Below are 20680 nucleotides of genomic sequence, written 5' to 3'. Positions count from 1 at the left end.
CGGTAACCCCTTTCCGGGACCGAATGCACAAGAGTTCGGAAGGACTTCGCCCTCCGGTCCCCCGGCGTGAGCCGGGGGACCGGAGGGCGGAACCGGCCACGGGCCGGTGCTACCCCTTGCCGATGATCTGGTCGACCGCGGCCGTGTACTGGTCGGCGGTCATCGCCTGCACGCTGTCGATGGTCTTGTCGTCGAGCTTCACGGTCGGCGTGCCCGTGATGCCGTCGTCGGTGAACTGCTGGTCCATGGTCAGCGCCCACTTGTCGTAGGTGCCGTTGCGGACCGCGTTCTCGAAGGTCTTGTTGCCCTTCAGCGCGTCGACCTTCTGCGCCAGTTCGATCAGCTTGTCGTCGCTGCCGAAGTCGTCCTTGGTCTCCTCGGGGTGGACGTCCTTGGAGTACAGCAGCGTGTGGTACTGGACGAACGCGTCCTTGCTGACGTTCAGGGCGGCGCCCAGCGCGCTCAGCGCGTTCTTCGAACCCTGGCCCTGGGCGAGGCGGTCGTCGAGGAAGGCACCCATGGTGTACGAGATCTTGTACTTGCCGTCCTTGGCGTCCTTCTGGACGGTCTCGCCCGAGGTCTGCTCGAACTGCGCGCACACCGGGCAGCGCAGGTCCTCGTACACCTTCAGCGTGTGCTTGGCGTTCTCGTCGCCGATGACGATCGACGTGCCGTTCTTGCCCGAGGAGTTGGCCGGCTTCACCAGCGGCTTGTCCGCGGCCTTCTCCCAGTAGGTGGGCGCGTTCATCTTGACGACGGCCACGGCTATGCCGGCGCCGAGCGCCAGCACGCCCAGGACGCTGCCGCCGACGACGAGCTGCCGCCGCAGCTTGTCCCGCTTCGCCTGCCGCTCGCGCTCGACGCGCAGCCGCTCGCGGGCGGCGTTCTTGGCGGCTTGGCTGTTTCGCTTGCTCATGGTGGTGTGATCTCCGACTCGTGCGTACGTGGGTGAGGGGTGGGGCGCCGTGCTCAGCGGAAGCCGAGGCGGGCGGGCGGCCCTCGCCGTACGACGGAGTGCAGGAGCAGGGGCAAGGCCGGGGCGGCGGCCACGGGCCCGGCCGCGCCGGGGCGGGCGGTGCCGCGCGGTCCGGCCGTGCGGAAGACCGCCACCGCGACGAGCAGCGGCCGGAAGGCGGCACGCAGCAGGCGGTGCAGGGCGTCCTCACCGCACCGCAGCCACCCGGCGGCGACCAGGCCGACGCAGACGTGCGCCAGGAGCAGCAGCCACGGCGAGGTGCCGGCGCCGGACATCCCCTGCCCCGTGGCGAGGGAGCCGCCGACGTCGCCGCCGTGGCAGGCCAGCGCCTCGTTGATCGAGCGCCACGAGCCGGTGACGGGACCGCCCCCGGGGCCGTAACAGGTGTGCTGGCCCGCGGTGAACAGCGTGTCGAGGGCCAGTTCCAGCGGGACGAGCAGCCCGGCGATCGGCCAGTAGCCGCGCTCCCGGCGGCCGAGCGCGTACGTGACCGCGAAGACGCCCGCGAAGGCCCCCGCCGTGGTCGTCATCGGCAGGGGCTCCCGCGAGAGCATGATGTGGGCGGTCGCGGACAGCGTCACGCACAGCGCGGCGAAGCATCCCGCGCGCAGTGCCCTCAGCCGGGGTCCGGTCCCTTCCATGGCGCAGAGTGTGCCATGCCGGTGTGTAAGCAATGCCTAAACCCCCGAACAAGGCGCCCGTGATCAGAGCCCCGGGATGCGCCCGTTGCGGAACAGGTCCACGAAGATCTGGTGGTCGGCGCGGGCCCGGGCGCCGTAGGAGTGGGCGAACTCCACCAGGGACTCCGTGAAGCCCTCCTCGTCCCGGGCGATGGCCGCGTCGATGGCGTCCTCCGTGGAGAACGGCACCAGCGAGTGCCCGCTCTCGTCGTCCGCGGCCGCGTGCATGCCGGCGGTGGCCCGGCCGAGGTCCGCGACGACGGCCTCGATCTGCTCCGGGTCGTCGAGGTCCGACCAGTCCAGGTCCACCGCGTACGGCGACACCTCGGCGACCAGCTGGCCGACGCCGTCCAGCTCGGTCCAGCCCAGGTACGGGTCGGCGTGCGCCTGCAGCGCGCGCTGCGAGATCACGGTGCGGTGGCCCTCGTGGCGGAAGTAGTCGCGCACCGCCGGGTCGGTGATGTGCCGGGAGACCGCCGGGGTCTGCCCCTGCTTCATGTAGATCACGACGTCGTTCTCCAGGGCGTCGGTGTGGCCCTCGAGGAGGATGTTGTACGAGGGCAGGCCCGCGCTGCCGATGCCCACGCCGCGGCGGCCCACGACGTCCTTGACGCGGTGGCTCTCCGGGTTGATCCGGCTGGTCTCCGGCAGCGTGTCCAGGTACGCCTCGAACGCCCGCAGCACCTTCTCGCGGGTGCCGCCGTCCAGTTCCACGGCGCCGCCCCCCGCGCCGAAGCGGCGGTCCCAGGCGCGGATCTCGGTCATCGAGTCCAGCAGCCCGAACCGGGTCTGCGAGCGGGCGTGGCGCAGCGCCTCCAGCAGCGGGCCCTGCGCCGAGTCCAGCGTCAGCGCGGGGACGGCCTCGCCCTGGGCGAGGGCGCGCACGCGCTCGCGGTAGGCGGTGGCGTAGCTGCGCACCAGGCCGGAGATCACGTCGTCGGCCAGGGCCTTGCTGTAGCCGATCAGCGCTATGGAGGCGGCGAAGCGCTGCAGGTCCCAGGTGAAGGGGCCGACGTAGGCCTCGTCGAAGTCGTTGACGTTGAAGATCAGGCGGCCGTTGGCGTCCAGGTAGGTGCCGAAGTTCTCGGCGTGCAGGTCGCCGTGGATCCACACCCGGGACGTGCGCTCGTCCAGGAACGGGCTGCCGTCCTTGGCGTCGGCCAGGTCCGCGTAGTAGAGGCACGCGGTGCCCCGGTAGAAGGCGAACGCCGACGCCGCCATCTTGCGGAACTTGACCCGGAACGCGGCCGGATCGGCGGCCAGCAGCTCCCCGAACGCGGTGCCGAAGACCTCGAGGATCCGCTCGCCGCGCTCTTCGTCCGTCGTCATGCCTGTGGCCATCGGTGCTGTGCCTCCTGGGCTGGTCCGTGTCTGCCGCGTCCAACGCAGGAGCGTACGCTCGCGTGCCCGGGGACGACCCCCTGCGGGGCGTTATTCGCGTCACCGTCGCACCGCGTCCAACCGGGCACTTCCGGCCACGGTCGCGCGTTCTGGCTTGCGATGAACACCACCAGGGGGCGGGACACCGCGCGCCGCGGCCGGCGGCGCACCATATTCGGGCTGCTACTGATCGGCGGCCTCGTACTGGCCGCCGTGGCGTGGCCCACACTCTCCGCACAGGTCCGCGCGGCCAACTGGCCGAAGCAGCAACCCCGCGGGCCGCAGCACATCACCGCCCGCATGGAGGCCGTCCGCGAGGCCGTCGTCAAGGAGTTCGGCCCCCGCGGCCTCGAGGGCGCCCCCGGCTGCTACCGCGAGGAAGGCGGCATCGCCGGCGGCGGCGAACACCCCCTGGGCCGCGCCTGCGACTTCATGCTCATGCCCGCCGGCAAGAAGGCCACCGGCAAGTCCGACGCCCTGGGCGAGGCCATCGTGGCCTGGGTGCGGGAGCACGCGGACGAATACGGCATCTGGTACGTCATCTACGAGCAGCACATCTGGTCGAGCCGACTCCCCCAACAGGGGTGGAAGTTGATGGAGGACCGCGGGTCCATCACGCAGAACCACTTCGACCACGTGCACATATCGGTCTACTGAGGCAGCGGCCTCGCCGGCCGGCGAGGAGACGAAGCCCACGCCGCTGCGGGACTGTCCCGAGCGCCGCCCGGATAGGTGAAGACCGCACTCCGCTGCCGCGACGAATCCGGTCCCTCGGTCGCGGATCCGGCATCCGGTGCGGCATGAGACTGATCCGCGTGTTGGCGATCGGCCTCAGGGACGACGACGAGCCAGTGCCGTGGGTACCCCGGCACCAGCTCGTCCTCAGCCGTCACCGCTGCCGCCCCCCTTCCCCCGGCTGGGTCTGGCGCGGACGTGCATGCGCTCGCCCTGGCGGCCGAAGAGGCTCAGGATCTCGACGGGTTGGTCGCCGGCGCTGCCGAACCAGTGCGGCAGCCGGGTGTCGAACTCGGCGGCCTCGCCGACGCCGAGGACGACCTCGCGGGCGCCCAGCAGGAGGCGGAGGCGTCCGGAGAGCACGTACAGCCACTCGTAGCCCTCGTGGACGCGGAGGTCGAGCTCGCACTGGCCCGCGGGGACGACGACCTTCCAGGCCTGCGGGGATCCCGGCTGCCGGGTCAGCGGCAGGACGGTGCGGCCGTTCACGCGGCGGGGCTTGAGGCGTACCCGGGGGTCGCCGACCTCGGGGGCGCCGACCAGTTCGTCCAGCGGTACGCGGTGGGCCCGGGCGATCGGCAGCAGGAGTTCGAGGCTGGGGCGGCGCCCGCCGGTCTCCAGGCGGGACAGCGTGCTCGTGGAGATGCCCGTGGCCTCGGACAGTGCGGCCAGCGTGAGGCCCCGCTGTGTGCGCAGGCGTTTGAGGCGGGGGCCGACCTCCGCCAGGGCGGCGGCGATCGAGGACAGGTCTTCCATCCGCCCATTCCACCCCGGCCGTCCCCGGAACGGCAACGAGCGTTGCCGTCGCGCGGAACGAGAACGCGTACGCCGTCGTGGCGATCGGCGGTGGCGCCGCCAGGCCGAGGCGCCGTGCCGACCGTCATCCACGACCTGCCGCGTTCAGCCGCTGGTACTGAGCCGGGCCTCGATCCGCTAGGTTGAACGCGTTCAAAGTGCTGTTCGCCAGGGGGAAGGGGCGGCCATGAGGGCTGAGGCGGGGCGGCCGGAGGCGCGGGCGGGGATCGGGCGGCGGCAGTGGGTGCTCGCGGTGGGGGCGTTGGCCGCGGCCGTGCCCGGGCTGCTCTTCGGGCTGGACAGCTACTACGGAGGCTTCTTCGTGCTGACCGTGGTGCCGCTGGCGCTGCCACCGCTCCTGGGGCGGTTCCCCAGGGTGTTCGCCCAGGCCTGCGTCGTTATCGCACTGGCGCTGGTCACCTGGTCCGTCATCGGCGCGGTGCCGGCGATGTACGTGTTCCTGCCCTCGGCCGCGCTCCTGCTGCTCGCCGCGGCCGCCGGGCAGCGCCGGGCCGCCCTCGCTCAGGGGCGGATCCAGCAGTAGAGGCGCCGTCCGCCCGCCGCCGCGCGGCCGGCCAGCCCGGCGAGCTCCTTGAGGAACAGCCCGAGGACGTCCGGGCCGTGGACGCCGTGGAGACCTCCGGAGGTGCGGGACCACCCCATGGCGACGTCGTCCAGCAGGTCCGCGTCGAAGGCGGCGAGGGCGTCGCGGAAACTGTCGGTGAGGGAGACGGCGACCACCCTGCCCTCGCCGGCCACGCCCACCAGGGCGCCGCGGCGCGGGTCGGAGCGCACGTCCTCGGGGGCGCGGCCGGTGATGAGCACCTCCGCGGGGAGCAACTCCACGACCGGGTCTATGCCCTGGGTCACGTGCTGGTCGCGACCGTCGCCGTCGGCCTCTCGGAACTCGCGAGGCCCGCGGAACTCGCACAGCTCGCGGAACTCCCGGACCACGGCGCGTGCGGCGTCCTTGTCGTCGGCGGCGGAGTAGTACCCGTAGAGAACACCCATGTCCCGGATGATCTCAGCGGGCACTGACAACGGCCCCCGCCCGCAACAGCGTTACGCCTCCCCCGCCGCCCCGGCCTCCGCCGCGAGGTCGGCGAGGAAGTCCAGGGCGACCGCCCAGGTCTGCTCGGCCGCCTCCGCGTCGTAGTCGTCTAGGTCCGGGTCGGTGAAGAGGTGTCCGGCGCCCCGGTAGCGGTGGATCTCCACGTCGGCGCCCGCCTTGCGCATGCGCAGGTACCAGGCGTTCAGCCAGTCGTCGGGCTCGAAGGGGTCCGGCTCGGCGACGTGCAGCTGGACGGGGAGGTCGGTGGCGGCGTCGTCGGCGATGTCGGAGGTGCCGTGCAGCAGCAGGAGGCCGCGGGCCTTCTCGTCGGCGAGGGCGAGGTTCTGCGCGATCGAACCGCCCAGCGAGAACCCCGCGTAGACCAGGCCGCGACCGGAGAGCGGGCCGGAGACGGTGACGGCGCGCATCAGCAGTTCGTCGCGGCCGATCTCGTCCTTGATGGCCATGCCCTCCTCGACGGTGTCCGCGGTGCGGCCCTCGTAGAGGTCGGGGACGAGCACCTCGTGACCGGCCGCGCGCAGCCGGTCGGCGGCGGCGTGCACGGCGGGACGCAGTCCGTAGGCCGAGTGGAACAGCACGATGGTCATGCCGGAGCTCACAATTTCACTTCCCATGAACGGCGCACGGTCGGGTACGGGCTCCATCATGCCCGTTACCGTCGAAGACATGGATTCCGTCATACGGCCGCTCGGCGTGGTGGGCGGCTCCCTCGTCGTGACGCTCGCCGTGGGCTGGGCCGTCGACCACGCGCTGCGCCGGGCCGACGGCCGGCACCCGGAGACCCCGCTGTGGAACCTGCTGCGCCGTGCGCGGCTGCCGCTCCAGCTGGTGATCTGCAGTTCGCTGCTGCGCGGCTCGTACGAGCAGGCGCACCTGGCCCGCGGCCACACCCGCGGGATCGGGCAGGTGCTGACGCTGGTGCTGATCGGGGCCTGCGCCTGGCTGGTCGTCAGGGTCGCGGCGGCCGTCGTGGAGGCGTCCTACTCGCGCTACGCCTCCGCCGCCCAGGACGCGGCGCGGGTGCGGCGGGTGCGGACGCAGGTGAGCCTGATCCAGCGGGTGGTCACCGCGGTCGTCGGCGTGGTGGCGATCGCGGCCATGCTGCTGACCTTCCCCGCGATGCGCGGCTTCGGCGCCTCGATGCTGGCCTCCGCGGGGCTGATCGGCATCGTCGCCGGCATCGCCGCCCAGTCGACGCTGGGCAACCTCTTCGCGGGGCTGCAGATCGCCTTCGGGGACATGGTCCGGATCGGCGACGCGGTGGTCGTGGAGGGCGAGTGGGGGACGGTGGAGGAGATCACCCTCACCTACCTGGTCGTCCGCACCTGGGACGAACGGCGGATCACCATGCCGGTCTCGTACTTCACCAGCAAGCCCTTCGAGAACTGGTCCCGCGGCAACGCCCGGATGACCGGCACCGTCTACTTCCACCTGGACCACGCCACGCCCGTCGACCTGATGCGCGGACACCTCCACGACGTCCTCAAGGAGTGCGAGCAGTGGGACGGCCGGGCCTGGGGCCTGGTGGTGACGGACGCCACCCCGTCCACGATCGAGGTGCGGGCCCTGGCCACGGCGAAGGACGCGGACGACATCTGGACGGTGCGCTGCGTGGTGCGGGAGCAGATGATCGACTGGCTACGCCGCGAGCACCCGTACGCGCTGCCGCGCATCAACACCGCCACCGCCCCCGGCCTGGCCGAGGCCCCGGACCGGGAGCAGGCCACGCCCGGGGCCGAGGACATCGGTCCCGGCCCCGGATCCCGCTAGGCAAATCGCCGGGCCGGCTACCAGGCCGGCCCGGCAACGGCCCGGGCCGGCTACCGGGACACGCGCAGGCTGCGCACGTCGAGCTGGCGCAGCACCCGGTCGACGATCTCGGGGTCGTAGCCGGGCTCGCTGCGGGCGGCGAGGACCTCGTGCCGGGCGGCGGAGAGCATGTCGCGCTGGACGCGCTCGACGGTCCTGATGCGGCGTACGCGGGCGGTGTGCCGCTCGCGCTTCTCGTCGTCGACGATGTCGGGGCAGATCCGGGCCCCGACGTCGAAGGCGCGGCGGTGCAGGAGTTCGGAGACCTCCTCGGAGAAGTCCTCGGTCGCCTCGACCTCCTTCAGCCGCTGCTTGGCGGCGGCCATGGCGCGCAGCGCGAGCAGCATCTCCATGTCGTGCTCCACCTGGGTGTCGCTGCTCACCCCGAGCCGCTTGACGACCTGCGGAAGGGTGAGGCCCTGCAGCACGAGGGTGGTGAGGACGACGGAGAAGGCGATGAAGAGGATCTCGTCACGCGCCGGGAAGGCCTCGCCAGCCTCCGTGGTGTGCGGGATGGCCAGCGCCAGGGCGACGGACGCCACACCGCGCATGCCGGCCCACCACATGACGACGGTCTCCCGCCAGGACATCGGGATGTCCTCGTCGAGGTCGCGCCGCTTGTGCAGCCGTCTGGTCACCGCCGCGGCCGGCATCAGGTAGGCCAGCCGTACGAGGACGACCGCGCCGACGACGATCGCCGCGTGGCTCAGCATCGTGCCCCAGCGGCCGGCGCCGACGCCGAAGACGTTGTGCAGCTCCAGGCCGATCAGGCCGAAGGCGACGCCGGTGACGAGCGTGTCGACGACCTCCCAGAAGGTGGCGCCGACCAGTCGCCCGGTCACGTCGTCGGCGTCGCGGGCGTGTTCGGCGAGGAACAGCGCGGTGGTGAGCACCGCGAGGACGCCGGAGCCGTGCGCCTCGTCGGCGATCGCGTACGAGGCGAACGGGACGAGCAGCGAGAGCCCGATCTGCAGGGTCGGGTCACCCACGACGCCCATCAGCTTGGAGGCGGTCCAGCCGAGCACGACGCCGACGCCGACCGCGACCACCGCCGACAGCAGCAGTTCGCCGAGCGCCTCAGGCCAGGAGAAGGAGCCGGTCACGGCCGCGGCGACGGCGACGTTGTAGACGACGATCGCGGTGACGTCGTTGAACAGCCCCTCGCCCTCCAGGGTCGACACCATGCGGCGCGGCAGGCCGAGGCGCCCGGCGACGGCGGTCGCGGCCACCGGGTCGGGTGGGGCGACCAGCGCGCCGAGCGCGAGGGCTGCGGCCAGCGAGATGCCGGGGACGACGGCGTTGGCGATGGCGCCCACCGCCGCGGTGGTGATCAGCACCAGTGCGACGGCCAGCAGGAAGATGGCCTTCTTGTTGACGGCGAACTGCCGCCAGGACGTGCGCTGTACGGAGGCGTAGAGCAGCGGCGGCAGCACGAGCGGCAGGATGAGCTCGGGGTTGATCTCGACGTTCGGCACGAACGGCAGGAGGGCCAGCACGACCCCGAGCAGTGTCATCAGCACGGGCGACGGCAGCCCCATCCGGTCGCCCAGCGGCACCATGACGATGGCCGCGAGCATCAGGGCGAAGAACAGCGCGAGTTGATCCACAGCCCTAGCGTGGCATGTCGGCCGCCTCCGCCCCGGTCAGAGCACGCGCCTCATCGAGAGGTGCGGGATGCCCGCCTCCTCGTACTCCTCGCCGAAGGACGTGTAGCCCAGGCGCTCGTAGAAGCCGACGGCGTGGGACTGGGCGTGCAGCTCGACGGCGGACAGGCCGTGCCGCCGGGCCTCGTCCTCGATGGCGCGCACCAGGGCCACGCCGATGCCCAGCCCGCGGGACGCGCCGGTCACGGCGAGCCGGCCGAGGATGCCGGTGCCGTCCTCCCCGAGGAGCAGCCGGCCCGCGCCGAGGCCGCCCCCGGGGCCGGTGGCCAGGACGTGCACGGCGTCGGCGTCGTGGGCGTCGTACTCCAGCTCGGCGGGGACCTTCTGCTCGACGACGAAGACCTCGTGCCGCACCGCGTAGTACGCCTTCAGGTCGTCCGGGTCGGCGGCGACCCGGACCTCGTAGGTCTCAGGCACTGTCGGCTCGCACGGCGTCCAGGGCGTACTGCAGGTCGTCGGGGTAGGAGCTCTCGAACTCCACCCAGCGGCCGTCCTCGGGGTGGGAGAAGCCCAGGCGGACGGCGTGCAGCCACTGGCGGGTGAGCTTCAGCCGTTTGGCGAGGGTGGGGTCGGCCCCGTAGGTCAGGTCGCCGACGCAGGGGTGGCGGTGGGCGGCCATGTGGACCCGGATCTGGTGGGTGCGGCCGGTCTCCAGCTTGATGTCGAGCAGGGAGGCCGCGCGGAACGCCTCGACGAGGTCGTAGTGCGTCACGCTGGGCTTGCCGTCGGCGGTCACGGCCCACTTGTAGTCGTGGTTCGGGTGGCGGCCGATCGGCGCGTCGATGGTGCCGCTGAGCGGGTCCGGATGGCCCTGGACCAGCGCGTGGTAGCGCTTGTCGACGGTGCGCTCCCGGAACTGCTGCTTGAGGTCGCTGTACGCGATCTCCGACTTGGCGACGGCCATCAGCCCCGAGGTACCGACGTCGAGCCGGTGGACGATGCCCTGGCGCTCGGCGGCGCCGGAGGTGGAGATCCGGTAGCCGGCGGCGGCCAGGCCGCCGATGACCGTGGTGCCGGTCCAGCCGGGGCTGGGGTGTGCGGCCACGCCCACGGGCTTGTCGATCACGACCACGTGCTCGTCGTCGTGGACGATACGCATGCCGGGCACCGGCTCGGCGACGACCTCCACCGGGCGCGGCGGGGCGGGCATCTCGACCTCGAGCCAGGCACCGCCCGACACCCGGTCGGACTTGGCGGCGGCGCTGCCGTCGATCGTCACCTTCCCGGCGGCGGCCAGCTCGGCCGCCTTGGTCCGCGAGAAACCGAACATGCGGGCGATGGCGGCGTCGACGCGCTCGCCCTCGAGGCCATCGGGGACGGGGAGGGATCGAACTTCGGCAGGCATACTCACCTGATCGAGTATGCCGGATCCGCGGCGCGTCCTCCGCCGCCCCGATCCCGGCTCAGTCCTTGTGGACGGTTCCGTCCGGGTCGAGACCGCGGAAGGACAGCAGGACGATCAGGATGCCGCCGCAGACGATCGCCGAGTCGGCCAGGTTGAAGACCGCGAAGTGGGTCGGCGCGATGAAGTCGACCACATGCCCCTGCAGGAAGCCCGGCGCGCGGAACACCCGGTCCGTGAGGTTGCCGAAGGCACCCCCGAGCAGCAGCCCCAGCGCGATCGCCCACGGCACGCTGTGCAGCTTGCGGGCGATCCTGGCGATCACCACGATCACCGTGACCGCGATCACCGTGAAGACGATGGTCATGCCCTGGCCGAAGCCGAAGGCCGCGCCGGCGTTGCGCACCGCCTCCAGGCGCAGGTAGCTGCCGAACACGTCGATGGGCTCGTGCCCCTCGAGGCTGGTCACCACCCAGATCTTGGAGAGGAGGTCGAGGACGTACGCGAGCGCCGCGACGCCGAGCAGCACGGCGATCCGCCGCGGCCCCTTGCCGGTGACCTCGTCCGTACCGCCGGTCGGCTCCTCGGCCGTGTCCGCCGCGGTCTCCTGTGCCTTCGCCATGTGAGTCCTTCAGCCCTGATCTGCGCCAGTCCGGATCCTGACGCAGACGAGGTTACGGCACATACGTCCGAACAGCGGGGCTGCGGGCGTTCGGGCCCCGCGATTCCCCGGTGTCCGCGGTCAGTGGCGCTCCTGGCGCTGCTTGCAGTCCACGCAGAGCGTCGCACGGGGGAAGGCCTGCATCCGCGCCTTGCCGATCGGCTTGCCGCAGGACTCGCAGAGCCCGTACGTGCCGGAGTCCAGCCGCTCCAGCGCGTGCTCGGTCTGCGCGAGCATCTCGCGGGCGTTGGCGGTCAGCGCCATCTCGTGCTCGCGCGTGATGTTCTTGGTGCCGGTGTCGGCCTGGTCGTCGCCGGCCCCGTCGCCCGAGTCGCGCAGCAGCCCGGTGATGGCGTCCTCGGAGGTGGAGATCTCGGACCGCAGCCGGTCCATCTCGGCCAGCAGCTCGGCGCGTGCCGCGTCCACCTCCTCCTCGGACCACGGCTCCTCGTCGGGCCGTACGGCCAGGTCGCCCGCGGCGACGACGCCCGTCGCCTCGGCGATGCGGGCCGTGGGGACCGCGGAGGCGGACGCCCCTGCCGCGGCCCTACCGGCCGCCGTCTTCTTCGCTGCCACCGTCTTGGCTCCCGTCTTCGTGGCCTTCGTGGCCCTCGTGGTCTTCGCCGCCGCTCGGGCGGGGGTCGTGCCGGTCTTCGCGGTCCTCGCGGGTGCGGCCGTCGCGGCCGTACCGGCGGTCTTGGCGGTCTTGGACGTCTTCGCGGCCTTCCCCGCGGGCGCGGCCTTCTTCGCCGCGGCCGGCGCCTTCGCGGGCTTCTCCGCCGCCGTGACCGCCTTCTTGGCGGGAGGCGCGGTCTTCCTCGCGGTACGTCCCGCGGTCTTCCGTGTGGACGCCGCCTTGGTCGTCTCCTCCGCCACGGCCGCCTTCTTTCCTGCGGCCTTGGCCGCGGTCTTCCCCGCGGCGGGCGCCGCGGCCTTCTTCGCGGCGGGTGCCGCCTTGCGTACGACAGCCTTCTTCGCGGGCGCCTTCTTCCCGGCCGCGGCCTTCTTCGCGGTCGTCCTGGTGGCCGGCGCCGCCTTCTCCGGCGGCGCGGACGTACGGGGGACCGCCCGCTTCGCGGGGGTCCGCTTCCCCTCGGCCGCTCCTTCGCCGGCCGTGGCGGTGTCGCTGCGAGCGGGGGACGCGGCCCTGGCCGGGCGCTTGGCCGCCGCCTTCCGCGCGGTGGGCGCGGCGCTCCTGCGGGCCGCGGAGGCGGCCGCCGGTGCCGTCTTCTTCGCCGTCGTCTTCTTCGTGACGGTGGTCTTCTTCCCCACCATGGCCGAGGCCCCTTCACATATTGTGATCTTGCTCGCGAATCGTGCCGGAACGATAAATCGACTCCGGACCCGCGGCAACGGGGCACGCCGCCTGATCCGCCTGCCGTGCCGGGTCGGGAGGCAGGTCTGCATCCGTTGTGCCCAGCTCTCCACGAGGTATTCCGGTACCAACGGGTAACAGGGTGCGGACCGGGCCATTCGGGTCACACCGGCTCCCCGCGGAAACCCGGCCGACACGGCACCCCGCGGCCCCTTACACTGGGCGGAGCGAAAGGCGTGGAAGGGGACGAGTAGCGCCGTACGCAGCCCATAGCGACCCGGGGACGGTGGAAGCCCGGGGGTGTGCGCGACGTGAAGATCACCCCGGAGCCGCCGGAAGAAAGCCCGCGAGGGCGAGTAGACCCGGTAGCGCGACCCCAATGAGGGGGTTGCGGAGCGAGCCCGCGAGGGCCCGTCCGCAGCCAAGGAGGGTGGTACCGCGGGAGCAGTCACAGCACGTGCTCTCGTCCCTCCGACGGAATACGCACGCGACGTGTCCGCCGGAGGCAGAATCCGATGACGCAGTACCGCCAGGTCCCCGCCCAGGTCGACCTGCCCGCGCTCGAGCACGAGGTGCTCGCGTTCTGGCAGGAGAACAAGGTCTTCGCCCGCTCCCTGGAGCAGACCGAGGGCAAGCCGGAATGGGTCTTCTACGAAGGCCCGCCCACCGCCAACGGCATGCCCGGCGCGCACCACATCGAGGCCCGCGTCTTCAAGGACGTCTTCCCGCGCTTCAAGACGATGCAGGGCCACCACGTGACCCGCAAGGCCGGCTGGGACTGCCACGGCCTGCCGGTCGAGCTCGCCGTCGAGAAGGAGCTGGGCTTCTCCGGCAAGAAGGACATCGAGGCGTACGGCATCGCCGAGTTCAACGCCAAGTGCCGCGAGTCCGTGACCCGGCACACCGACGCCTTCGCCGAGCTGACCACCCGCATGGGGTACTGGGTGGACCTCGACGACGCCTACCGGACGATGGACCCGGAGTACATCGAGTCCGTCTGGTGGTCGCTGAAGCAGATCTTCGACAAGGGCCTGCTGGTCCAGGACCACCGCGTCGCGCCCTGGTGCCCGCGCTGCGGCACGGGCCTGTCCGACCACGAGCTGGCGCAGGGCTACGAGACCGTGGTCGACCCCTCGGTCTACGTGCGCTTCCCGCTCACCTCCGGCCCGCTCGCGGGCGAGGCCGCGCTCCTGGTGTGGACGACCACCCCCTGGACGCTGGTCTCCAACACCGCGGTCGCCGCCCACCCCGACGTCACCTACGTCGTCGCCACCGACGGCCGGGAGAAGCTGGTCGTCGCCGAGCCGCTGCTCGGCAAGGCGCTCGGCGAGGGCTGGGAGGCCACCGGGCAGAGCTTCACCGGCCGCGAGATGGAGCGCTGGACGTACGACCGGCCCTTCGACCTGGTGGAGATGGAGGGCGCGCACTTCGTCGTCAACGCCGAGTACGTGACGACCGAGGACGGCACCGGCCTGGTCCACCAGGCGCCCGCCTTCGGTGAGGACGACCTCAAGACCTGCCGCGCCTACGGCCTGCCCGTGGTCAACCCGGTGCGCCCCGACGGCACCTTCGAGGAGGACCTGGGGCTCGTCGGCGGCCAGTTCTTCAAGAAGGCCGACGAGGCCCTCGTCGACGACCTGCAGGCGCGCGGGCTGCTCTTCCGGCACCTGCCGTACGAGCACAGCTACCCGCACTGCTGGCGCTGCCACACCGCGCTGCTCTACTACGCGCAGCCGTCCTGGTACATCCGCACGACCGCGGTCAAGGACGCCCTGCTCCGCGAGAACGAGCGCACCAACTGGTACCCGGAGGCGGTCAAGCACGGCCGCTTCGGCGACTGGCTCAACAACAACATCGACTGGGCGCTGTCCCGCAACCGCTACTGGGGCACGCCGCTGCCCATCTGGCGCTGCGAGGAGGGCCACCTCACCTGCGTCGGCTCGCTGTCCGAGCTGTCGGAGCTGACCGGCACCGACCAGACCGGCCTCGACCCGCACCGGCCCTTCATCGACGACGTCACCTTCGCGTGCCCGCAGTGCTCCGCCGAGGCCGTGCGCGTGCCCGAGGTCATCGACGCCTGGTACGACTCGGGTTCCATGCCGTTCGCGCAGTGGGGCTACCCGTACCGGAACAAGGAGCTCTTCGAGGGCACCTACCCGGCGCAGTTCATCTCCGAGGCGATCGACCAGACCCGCGGCTGGTTCTACACGCTGATGGCGGTCGGCACCCTGGTCTTCGACCGGAACGCCTACGAGAACGTGGTCTGCCTGGGCCACATCCTCGCCGAGGACGGCCGGAAGATGTCCAAGCACCTGGGCAACATCCTGCAGCCCATCCCGCTCATGGACCAGCACGGCGCCGACGCCGTGCGCTGGTTCATGGCGGCCGGCGGCTCGCCCTGGGCGGCCCGCCGGGTCGGCCACGGCACGATCCAGGAGGTCGTCCGCAAGACCCTCCTGACGTACTGGAACACGGTCGCCTTCCAGGCCCTGTACGCCCGCACCTCCGACTGGGCCCCGGGCGAGGCCGACCCGGCCCCGGCCGACCGCCCGCTGCTGGACCGCTGGCTGCTGGGCGAGCTGGGCGCGCTCGTGCGGGACGTCACCGACGCCCTGGAGTCGTACGACACCCAGCGCGCGGGCAAGCTGCTCTCGTCCTTCGTCGACGACCTGTCCAACTGGTACGTGCGCCGCTCGCGGCGCCGCTTCTGGCAGGGCGACAAGGCGGCGCTGCGCACCCTGCACGACGTCGTCGAGACGGTGACCCGGCTGATGGCGCCGCTGGTGCCGTTCATCACCGAGCGCGTCTGGCAGGACCTGGTCGTCCCGGTCACCCCGGGCGCCCCCGGGTCGGTGCACCTGGCCGGCTGGCCCACGGTGGACGAGGCGCTGGTCGACCCCGTCCTGTCCGACCAGATGGCCCTCGTACGCCGCCTGGTGGAGCTGGGCCGCGCCACGCGTGCCGAGTCCGGGGTCAAGACCCGCCAGCCCCTCTCGCGGGCCCTGGTGGCCGCCTCGGGCTTCGAGGCACTGGGCGAGGAGCTGCGGGCGCAGATCGCCGAGGAGCTCAACGTCGCCTCCCTGGCGTCCCTGAGCGAGGTCGGCGGCTCCCTGGTCGACACCACGGCCAAGGCCAACTTCCGCGCCCTCGGCAGGCGCTTCGGCAAGGGCGTCCAGGCCGTCGCCAAGGCCATCGCCGAGTGCGACGCGGCGGCGCTGTCGCTGGCGCTGCGCGAGGGCGACGCGTCGGTCCTCGTGGACGGCGAGCCGGTCGCCCTGTCGCCGGAGGAAGTGATCATCACGGAGACCCCGCGGGAGGGCTGGTCCGTCGCGTCCGACTCCGGCGCGACCGTGGCGCTCGACCTCGAGATCACCCCGGAGCTGCGCCGCGCGGGCCTGGCCCGTGACGTCATCCGGCTCGTCCAGGAGGCCCGCAAGAACAGCGGCCTGGACGTCGCGGACCGCATCGCGCTGCGCTGGGCCGCGGCGGACGCGGAACTGGCGGAGGCCCTCGCCGAGCACGCGCGGCTCGTAGCGGACGAGGTCCTCGCGACGGACTTCGCCTCCGGCGCCCCGGAGGAGGGCTACGGCCCCGCCTTCACCGACGAGGCCCTCGGCCTCACCTTCCACCTCCGCAAGCGGTAACCCCCGCGGGGCCGCACCCCACACGCCGCCCTCCGCCCACGTTCCCTGTGGGCGGAGGGCGTCGTCGTCCGCGGGCCGTTTGCGCTTGCGGCGGGCGTCCACCCACCCTCCCGCCCGATTGCCCGGCGCGGTCGGTGCGGGCCTGCGCTCCGTTGGTGTGGGGTCGGGGCCGCGCCGGCGCACTCCCCCAGCCTTCGGCCGGGGGGACCCCCACAGCGCTCGCGGTTTACCCCCGCAGTATTCGGCACCGGGTCCCCCGCTCGTCTCCCCCAGCCTTCGGCCGGGGGGACCCCCATGGGCACACCCCGCCACACCCCCTCCCGCGAGTTGGGGCAACTGACGGCCGGTGGGGGTGAGTAAGGCACCTGCGGCAACCCCGGACCGGCTCCTCACCCCCCACCGGCCGTTGGCCGCCGCTCGATACGGAGGGGGCGGGGGATGTGGGGGCACCCCCGGCCGAAGGCTGGGGGAGGGAGGGCGTTCTGGACGCTGACGTGTATTTGTTGTGCGGCACAGACAGCAAGGACCTGGACCGCCCGCCATGCACATAAATATGCGGTCCAGAATGCCCAGCCCCGCAGGCCCCGCCCCCGGCCCACCACGCACGCGCGCAGGCCCGCACCAACCGCGCCGGATGGGGGTCCCCCCGGCCGAAGGCTGGGGGAGGGAGGGAGGGCGGGGGATGCCCGCCGCAGGCGCAAACAACCCGCACACAACAACCGGGCAGCCCGGCGCAGCCGCCCGCAGGCGCAACGGACCCGCACACAACCACCGGGCCGCAAGAGGCACGCCAAAGGGCCGGGCCCCCGAGGGAAGCGATTCCCTGGGGGCCCGGCCCTGTCACGCAAGCCGCAGGCGACTAGTTGTCGTCCTCGTCAATCAGGAACCCACGCATCGGCGTCGGCGCCTGCTGCAGCGGCGCCGGCCCCTGCGGCCGCACCGGTGCCATCGGCTGCGTCATGGCGGGAGACATCTGCTGCTGGCCGCCGTACGTCGGGTTCTGCCCGCCGACGCCGCCCATGCCCTGCCCGCCGTAGCCCTGGCCGCCGCCCATGGTGCCGGCACCGGCCGTGGCCATGCCGCCCATGGTGCCGCCGCCCATCGTGCCGCCCATGCCTCCGGAACCGGAGGACAGGGACGCGGCCGCGGGGGTGCGCGGCGGGGCGAGCGAATCGTCGGCCTGGTTCTCCAGCTGACGCAGCTGGCTCTCCAGGTACGACTTCAGGCGCGTGCGGTACTCGCGCTCGAAGCCGCGCAGGTCCTCGACCTTCCGCTCCAGCGTGGCGCGGGCGGACTCCAGGGAGCCCATGGCCACGCGGTGCTTCTCCTGCGCGTCCCGCTCAAGGGCGTCGGCCTTGGCCCGGGCGTCGCGCTCGAGGCCCTCGGCGCGGCTGCGGGCCTCGCCGACGATCTTGTTCGCCTCGGCGCGCGCCTCGGCGATCGCCTGGTCGGCCGTCTGCTGGGCGAGCGAGAGCACACGGGCGGCGCTGTCGCCACCGGGGCCCTGCTGCTGCATCGGGTGACCGGGACCACCCATGGGGTGCTGGCCGTGCTGGCCCATCGGGCCGGGACCCATGGGACCGCCCTGCATCGGGCCCTGGCCCATCGGACCCTGACCCATCGGGCCTTGGCCCATGTGGCCCTGACCCATAGGACCCTGACCCATCGGGCCGGGACCCATGGGACCGCCCTGCATCGGACCCTGGCCCATCGGACCGGGGCCCTGCTGTGCGCTGGGCCCGGCGGGCAGGGCGAGGCCACTGCCGGGTCCCTGGGGACCGGGGCCGCCCATCTGCTGGGGCGGTACCGGCTGCGGTCCGGATATGGCGGCGGGCACGGGGGCCCCGGGACCGCGGCCGTCCTGCGGCTCGGGCTTGCGCATGCCCTGCTGCTGGTTCTGGGCGGCGGCACGGGTCGCCGCGGCCAGCTTGGCGCGCAGGTCCTCGTTCTCACGGAGCAGACGCGTCAGTTCCGACTCGACCTCGTCGAGGAAGGCGTCCACCTCGTCCTCGTCATAGCCTTCTCGGAGGCGGACGGTCGTGAACTGCTTGTTCCGCACATCCTCGGGGGTCAGTGGCATCTCTTCACCTCAACGTGATCGTCGACATATCGGGAGCCCGCATCGGTCATCCTCGCAAGCCCCCTACGACGGTGAGCAGGATGTACACGATGATCATCAATACGAAGAAGGACAGGTCGAGCGCCACGCCCCCGAGACGCAGCGGCGGGATGAACCGCCGCAGAAGCTTGAGTGGCGGATCGGTGACAGTGTAGGTGGCCTCCAGGACGACCACCATGGGCTTCCCAGGCTGCCACGATCGAGCGAACTGGAAAACATAGTCCATCACCAACCGGAAGATCAGGACGAGCAGGAAACACATCAGCGCGATCCACAGCACCTGGAGTGCGATGTCCATCGCGCTTCCCTCTCCCTTGCTCGTCCATGGCCCTCACGGCCGGTTTCGTACGGTTGCGTATCTCAGCTCTGATTGAAGAACCCGCCCTCGGCGATGCGGGCCTTGTCCTCCGCCGTGACATCGACGTTAGCAGGCGACAGCAGAAACACCTTCTGCGTCACCCGCTCGATGCTGCCGTGCAGCCCGAAGACCAGCCCGGCGGCAAAGTCGACAAGTCGCTTCGCGTCCGTGTCGTCCATCTCCGTCAGATTCATGATCACCGGCGTGCCCTCGCGGAAGTGTTCCCCGATCGTACGGGCTTCGTTGTACGTCCGGGGGTGGAGTGTCGTGATCCGGTACGGCTCTCGTTCCGACACGACCTTAGGCATGATCACCGGCGCGTTCTTCTCCAGGCTATGGCGTTCTTGTGTGATGGATGCCACTGCGGCGATCCGTGGTTCCCGGGGGGCCGGGGCATGCACGATGCGTGCCGGTTCCTCCGGTTGTGTCTGATGTGGTGGCTGATGGGACTGGTGCGGTCGGCGGGAGCGCTCCGGCTCGGGTTCCGGTTCGAACTCGTCGTCGGGGTCGAAGCCCGGGCCGTCGTACCCGTCGTCCTCCACGAGGCCGAGGTAGACCGCCATCTTGCGCATCGCGCCGGCCATGCTCTGCGTCCTCTCAGCGGGGAAAGACCATATTTTTTGTGTGGTCCGACTTGTTTGGTGACGTTACCCGAGCCCGGTCCGGACTCCGAGTACCGCGCTACCGATGCGTACGTGTGTCGCACCGGCGGCGATGGCCTCTTCGAGGTCCGCGCTCATCCCTGCCGAGACCATGTTTGCAGCCGGATGCGACGCGCGCAGGCAGGATGCGATTTCCGCCAGCCGATCGAAGGCGGCGCGGGGTTGACCCGCGTACGGGCCCGCCAGCGGTGCGACCGTCATCAGTCCGTCAAGGCGCAGCCCGGGGGTGGCCGCGACGGTTTCGGCGATCCCTTCGACGGCATCGGGTGCGATTCCGCCGCGGGCGCCCTGCGCCCCGGCCTCGGCGTCGAGCGCGACCTGGACCAGGCAGCCGAGTTCACGGTCGGCCCGCTCGGACTTCATGACGGCCGCGGAGAGCGCGTCGACCAGCCGGAGGCGGTCGACCGAGTGCACGACGTCCGCGTAGCGGACCACCGAGCGCACCTTGTTCGTCTGCAGCTGGCCCACGAAGTGCCAGGTCAGCGGCAGGTCCGCACAGGCATCCGCCTTGGGGGCGGCGTCCTGGTCGCGGTTCTCAGCGACCTGGCGGACGCCGAGTTCCGACAGGATCCGCACGTCGCTCGCCGGGTAGGTCTTGGTGACCACGATCAAGGTCACCTCGTCCCGCGCCCGGCCGGCCGCCGCGCAGGCCGCCGCGATGCGCTCCTCGACCGCTGCCAGGTTCCCGGCCAGCTCGGCCCTTCGCTCTTGCGTACGGTCAGTCACTCGGGCCGTCCAGCCAGACATATCCCGCGAGTCGTCCGGTGGTCCGCTCACGGCGGTACGAGAAGTGGTCGCCGGACTCCATCGTACAAATATGGGATTTCTCCCCCATCGGGACACCCAGTCGGGCAAGTTGGGCGTGCACTCCGGTGGCGATGTCCAGGGAGGGGGTGCCCCAGCTGGTGGTGGCCCGGGCCTCGGGGACGGCGGCGGCGACCTCGTCGCGCATCGCCTCGGGCACCTCGTAGCAGGCGCCGCAGACCGAGGGGCCGGTCATCGCGGTGATCCGTTCCGCGCGGGCGCCGAGGCCGACCATGGCCTCGACCGCCGCCGGGACGACCCCGGCCAGCAGACCCGGGCGGCCGGCATGGGCCGCGGCCACCACTCCGGCGTGCGCGTCGGCCATCAGGACCGGGACGCAGTCGGCGGTCAGGACCGCGAGGGCGAGTCCGGGCCGGGTGGTGACGACGGCGTCCACCTCCGGGACCCGGCCGTCGGCCCAGGGGGCGGCGACCATGGCGACGTCGTTGCCGTGCACCTGGTTCATCCACACCACCCGGGCGGGGTCGAGGCCCAGCCCGCGTGCGGCGAGGTCACGGTTGGAACGGACGGCGGCCGGGTCGTCACCGACCGCGCCGCCGAGGTTGAGGCTGTCGTACGGAGCGGCGCTCACCCCGCCCCACCTGTCGGTGAAGGCGAAGTGGGCGCCGCCCGGACGTGCGTGGTTGAGCGTTATCACGTGTGA

General features: G+C 71.9%; 21 protein-coding genes. 5 read left to right on the top strand and 16 right to left on the bottom strand.

Annotated elements, in window-relative coordinates; genetic code table 11:
• Positions 1-109: 109 nt before the first annotated feature.
• The 3 genes from OG937_31360 to OG937_31350 form a co-directional block, all read right to left on the bottom strand.
• Positions 110-916, bottom strand: a complete 807-nt coding sequence (locus tag OG937_31360) for a DsbA family protein (GenBank protein WUD75873.1) — start codon at positions 914-916, stop codon at positions 110-112.
• 53 nt (positions 917-969) lie between these two features.
• Complete coding sequence (locus OG937_31355; GenBank protein WUD75872.1) at positions 970-1617, bottom strand: hypothetical protein; 648 nt, start codon at positions 1615-1617, stop codon at positions 970-972.
• Between the two features lie 63 nt (positions 1618-1680).
• Positions 1681-2997, bottom strand: a complete 1317-nt coding sequence (locus tag OG937_31350) for a DUF2252 domain-containing protein (GenBank protein ID WUD75871.1) — start codon at positions 2995-2997, stop codon at positions 1681-1683.
• A 159-nt stretch (positions 2998-3156) separates the two neighbouring features.
• On the opposite strand from OG937_31350, the gene OG937_31345 reads away from it, so the two are divergent.
• Positions 3157-3693 carry a hypothetical protein gene (locus tag OG937_31345; GenBank protein WUD75870.1) on the top strand — a complete coding sequence of 179 codons (537 nt, stop codon included), beginning with the start codon at positions 3157-3159 and terminating at the stop codon, positions 3691-3693.
• 225 nt (positions 3694-3918) lie between these two features.
• Here OG937_31345 and OG937_31340 read toward each other — a convergent pair whose 3' ends face one another.
• A complete protein-coding gene (locus tag OG937_31340) occupies positions 3919-4527 on the bottom strand; it encodes an XRE family transcriptional regulator (protein ID WUD75869.1) in 609 nt (202 codons plus the stop codon).
• Between the two features lie 226 nt (positions 4528-4753).
• On the opposite strand from OG937_31340, the gene OG937_31335 reads away from it, so the two are divergent.
• The gene (locus tag OG937_31335) at positions 4754-5110 is read left to right on the top strand and encodes a hypothetical protein (GenBank protein WUD75868.1); all 357 of its coding nucleotides are present in this window, start codon (positions 4754-4756) and stop codon (positions 5108-5110) included.
• Here the strand turns inward: OG937_31335 and OG937_31330 are convergent.
• A complete protein-coding gene (locus OG937_31330) occupies positions 5089-5577 on the bottom strand; it encodes a hypothetical protein (GenBank protein ID WUD75867.1) in 489 nt (162 codons plus the stop codon). The genes OG937_31335 and OG937_31330 overlap by 22 nt on opposite strands.
• 51 nt (positions 5578-5628) lie before the next feature.
• Entirely contained in the window at positions 5629-6225 is a 597-nt protein-coding gene (locus OG937_31325; protein WUD75866.1) for a dienelactone hydrolase family protein, read from the bottom strand.
• Between the two features lie 79 nt (positions 6226-6304).
• On the opposite strand from OG937_31325, the gene OG937_31320 reads away from it, so the two are divergent.
• Complete coding sequence (locus OG937_31320) at positions 6305-7408, top strand: mechanosensitive ion channel family protein (GenBank protein WUD75865.1); 1104 nt, start codon at positions 6305-6307, stop codon at positions 7406-7408.
• A 50-nt stretch (positions 7409-7458) separates the two neighbouring features.
• On the opposite strand, the gene OG937_31315 is transcribed toward OG937_31320, so the two are convergent.
• The 5 genes from OG937_31315 to OG937_31295 form a co-directional block, all read right to left on the bottom strand.
• Positions 7459-9054 carry a Na+/H+ antiporter gene (locus OG937_31315; GenBank protein WUD75864.1) on the bottom strand — a complete coding sequence of 532 codons (1596 nt, stop codon included), beginning with the start codon at positions 9052-9054 and terminating at the stop codon, positions 7459-7461.
• A gap of 36 nt (positions 9055-9090) precedes the next feature.
• Complete coding sequence (locus OG937_31310; protein ID WUD75863.1) at positions 9091-9528, bottom strand: GNAT family N-acetyltransferase; 438 nt, start codon at positions 9526-9528, stop codon at positions 9091-9093.
• On the bottom strand, positions 9521-10462 hold the full coding sequence (locus tag OG937_31305; protein WUD75862.1) for an RluA family pseudouridine synthase: 942 nt from the start codon (positions 10460-10462) through the stop codon (positions 9521-9523). The genes OG937_31310 and OG937_31305 overlap by 8 nt, the downstream gene beginning before the upstream one ends.
• Positions 10463-10514: 52 nt before the next feature.
• On the bottom strand, positions 10515-11075 hold the full coding sequence (gene lspA / locus OG937_31300) for a signal peptidase II (GenBank protein WUD75861.1): 561 nt from the start codon (positions 11073-11075) through the stop codon (positions 10515-10517).
• A 120-nt stretch (positions 11076-11195) separates the two neighbouring features.
• On the bottom strand, positions 11196-11690 hold the full coding sequence (locus tag OG937_31295) for a TraR/DksA family transcriptional regulator (protein WUD75860.1): 495 nt from the start codon (positions 11688-11690) through the stop codon (positions 11196-11198).
• A 4-nt stretch (positions 11691-11694) separates the two neighbouring features.
• Here OG937_31295 and OG937_31290 point away from each other — a divergent pair, with 4 nt between their 5' ends.
• Both OG937_31290 and ileS read left to right on the top strand, forming a co-directional pair.
• Positions 11695-12567, top strand: coding sequence for a hypothetical protein (locus tag OG937_31290; protein WUD75859.1), 873 nt, complete (start codon positions 11695-11697; stop codon positions 12565-12567).
• Positions 12568-12944: 377 nt separating this feature from the next.
• Positions 12945-16073, top strand: coding sequence for an isoleucine--tRNA ligase (gene ileS / locus OG937_31285; GenBank protein ID WUD75858.1), 3129 nt, complete (start codon positions 12945-12947; stop codon positions 16071-16073).
• A gap of 859 nt (positions 16074-16932) precedes the next feature.
• Here the strand turns inward: ileS and OG937_31280 are convergent.
• The 5 genes from OG937_31280 to pgeF form a co-directional block, all read right to left on the bottom strand.
• Positions 16933-18153, bottom strand: coding sequence for a DivIVA domain-containing protein (locus tag OG937_31280; protein WUD75857.1), 1221 nt, complete (start codon positions 18151-18153; stop codon positions 16933-16935).
• Between the two features lie 46 nt (positions 18154-18199).
• Complete coding sequence (locus OG937_31275) at positions 18200-18490, bottom strand: YggT family protein (GenBank protein WUD75856.1); 291 nt, start codon at positions 18488-18490, stop codon at positions 18200-18202.
• 62 nt (positions 18491-18552) lie between these two features.
• The gene (sepF, locus tag OG937_31270; GenBank protein WUD75855.1) at positions 18553-19134 is read right to left on the bottom strand and encodes a cell division protein SepF; all 582 of its coding nucleotides are present in this window, start codon (positions 19132-19134) and stop codon (positions 18553-18555) included.
• A 63-nt stretch (positions 19135-19197) separates the two neighbouring features.
• A complete protein-coding gene (locus tag OG937_31265; GenBank protein WUD75854.1) occupies positions 19198-19959 on the bottom strand; it encodes a YggS family pyridoxal phosphate-dependent enzyme in 762 nt (253 codons plus the stop codon).
• On the bottom strand, positions 19931-20671 hold the full coding sequence (gene pgeF / locus OG937_31260; GenBank protein WUD78947.1) for a peptidoglycan editing factor PgeF: 741 nt from the start codon (positions 20669-20671) through the stop codon (positions 19931-19933). The genes OG937_31265 and pgeF overlap by 29 nt, the downstream gene beginning before the upstream one ends.
• Positions 20672-20680: the final 9 nt, after the last annotated feature.

The sequence above is a fragment of the Streptomyces sp. NBC_00510 genome (assembly GCA_036013505.1).
Lineage (GTDB): Bacteria > Actinomycetota > Actinomycetes > Streptomycetales > Streptomycetaceae > Actinacidiphila.
This window is presented reverse-complemented; position numbering and strand designations above follow the sequence as displayed.